Consider the following 2302-nt stretch of genomic DNA (forward strand, 5'->3'; position numbering starts at 1 on the left):
GAGTTTTAGAAGATTAATACCTTTTCAACAAAATAAATAGTTTTAAATGTAAGAACACACAGGTGTGTGATGTTCTTACAGAACCATAACGCCCCACTATGGGGCTGGTAAAGCTTGGCTAAACTGTGAAGCGAAGCGGAACTGAGCCAAGCTTTAACAGTCCCGCATGAGTGGTTTGTTAGTTTGCATTACCCAAACCAACCCGAGCGGTTACGCACTACACCACTTAACACAATAAAATTAACTCAATGCTGTAAACCTAACCGACTATATAAACCCAGTAAAGAGAAGCTCAGCTTGATTTACCAAAAACTCAGTTAAAAAATAGTAACCGCCAGCAAACTTAAACCCTTTTAATGCCACAACCCAACCAGAAAAACTCAAAGAAGAAACGATAGACCTTTAACACAAATTCGCTTACCGAAATGAAAACTCTGAAAGACGGGATTGCAAACTAACGCCCCACTAAGGGGCTGATAATGCTTGGCTATAATGTGAAACGAAGTGGAACTGAGCCAAGCTTTAGCAGTCCCGCTTGAGTGGCTTGTTATGTGGCGCGCACGAATTAACGTATTCGACTACTCTAAGTTATCGCCCAAAATAGTGATTTGCCTCTGTTTCCAGTTTCTCAACGGATTTAACCCGTTCGCCCATTTTGAGCACAATTTCACAATCGTTAACTGATACAACTTCAACGCTTTGAAACTGCGCTTCGATTTCACCAGGAACCTCAAAGTGCCAACCTGCTTTTTGTGACTTGCACTTGTAGAGCTTACCAACTTCAACTTTTAAAAAGAATCGCCATGAACTATCTGCAATTATGTAATTATGTAATTATCAATATGTGCAGATTTAATGTTATTAAATAGAGATTTTTCTTCTTCAAGTTTCATCGAACACCAATAGCCATATAACGCCGCAATAAGCGGCTGAAAAAGCTTGGCTATAATTAGTGAGGTACGAACTAAGCCAAGCTTTTTTAGTCCGCCTTAATTGCATTGTTGGCTAGAAGCTAACCGAAGCTTAAATTTAGCACAATACAATTACCGTAAATAAACTTAGAAAAATGAACTTAAGAAACGCACAAGCGTAGCGATACAAAAGTCCATTTTTATAAATTGACTTGAAGCGACAAGCAAACAACACAAATGCCGCTCAACGGTAAAACAAGTTAGAAAAACCAACCTCAAAACTACTGATGCGTGGCGGCTTAAAAGTTAACTGAACAGGCAATAAAATGCCAGCACTACGAAAACAAACGCCACTAGTTTAACTACTTTTAATTAACGAAACTTCTAGCTAACGCCGCAATATGGGGCGCAAAAAAGCTTGGCTATAATAGGAACGAAGTGACGCAGCCAAGCTTTTTGCGTCCCATCATAATTGCATTGTTATATGCCATTAATCACCACCATCGCTAGAGTCATTACCAAAATCAAAATCCCAGTCACCATCAACCTTACCGCCAAATTTGTATGGTAACCCTGCAACTATATAACCGATTGTATAAATTAATAAAGCGAGCAATATAACCAAGCCATTTAGCTGACTAACAGCGTAACAACTACCAAATATTATGAGCCAACCTATAACTCTATATGCTGTAAGCTCATAAGTTTTTGGAACACCCCAAAAAGTAATGCCCAATATTACTAATGCAAAATAATTTGCGGTAAAAAAATTGTCTGGATTTACAATAACACCGCTAACAAATATCACCGCTACAACGAAGCTTAAAGTTTTTCCAATAATTCCCATGGCATATAACGCCGCAATATGGGGCGCACAAAAGCTTGGCTATAATAGGAACGAAGTGACGCAGCCAAGCTTTTTGCGTCCCATCATAATTGCATTGTTATATGCCGTTTGCAGCCACTAGCCCTTTTGCAAAAAACTCTAACTTGCCTTTTTTAGGCTCATTAATAAAGTCTTCTACCGCCTCTATAGGAAAGGATTGGCTATTATTTATAGAAAGCGCAATATGATTATTTACTTCACTTTTAAACCAAGCACCGCCAGTTTGATTTAAAACAATTTCGCCTAAGTAAACAGCAACCAGATACCTTGCCCCCGAAATCGCACCTTTATCTTGCTCCTGTAGTAGAGCGATTAAAACGTCTTCAAGAAGTTTTATTGAGTCCATCTCTTTTGTTAACTTTGCGCCCATTAATGACAAGGTTTTTTCAAGATGTTCACATGTTTCGTTTATATGATGTGTTAATTCCAAAGCAAGATTCCCTTAGGCATATAACGCCGCAATAAGTGGCGCATAAAAGCTTGGCTATAATTAGCGAGGAACGAG

At 38.7% G+C, this 2302-nt stretch carries 2 protein-coding genes; both read right to left on the reverse strand.

Translation table 11 applies throughout. The annotated features are described in order from the left end of the window. Nucleotides 1-1401: 1401 nt before the first annotated feature. Entirely contained in the window at nucleotides 1402-1758 is a 357-nt protein-coding gene (locus WSC_RS0121260; protein ID WP_016957981.1) for a hypothetical protein, read from the reverse strand. Nucleotides 1759-1855: 97 nt separating this feature from the next. After that, entirely contained in the window at nucleotides 1856-2227 is a 372-nt protein-coding gene (locus WSC_RS0121265; protein ID WP_016957982.1) for a hypothetical protein, read from the reverse strand. Nucleotides 2228-2302 lie beyond the last annotated feature (75 nt).

The organism is Catenovulum agarivorans YM01, assembly GCF_000281085.1.
GTDB lineage: Bacteria > Pseudomonadota > Gammaproteobacteria > Enterobacterales > Alteromonadaceae > Catenovulum > Catenovulum agarivorans.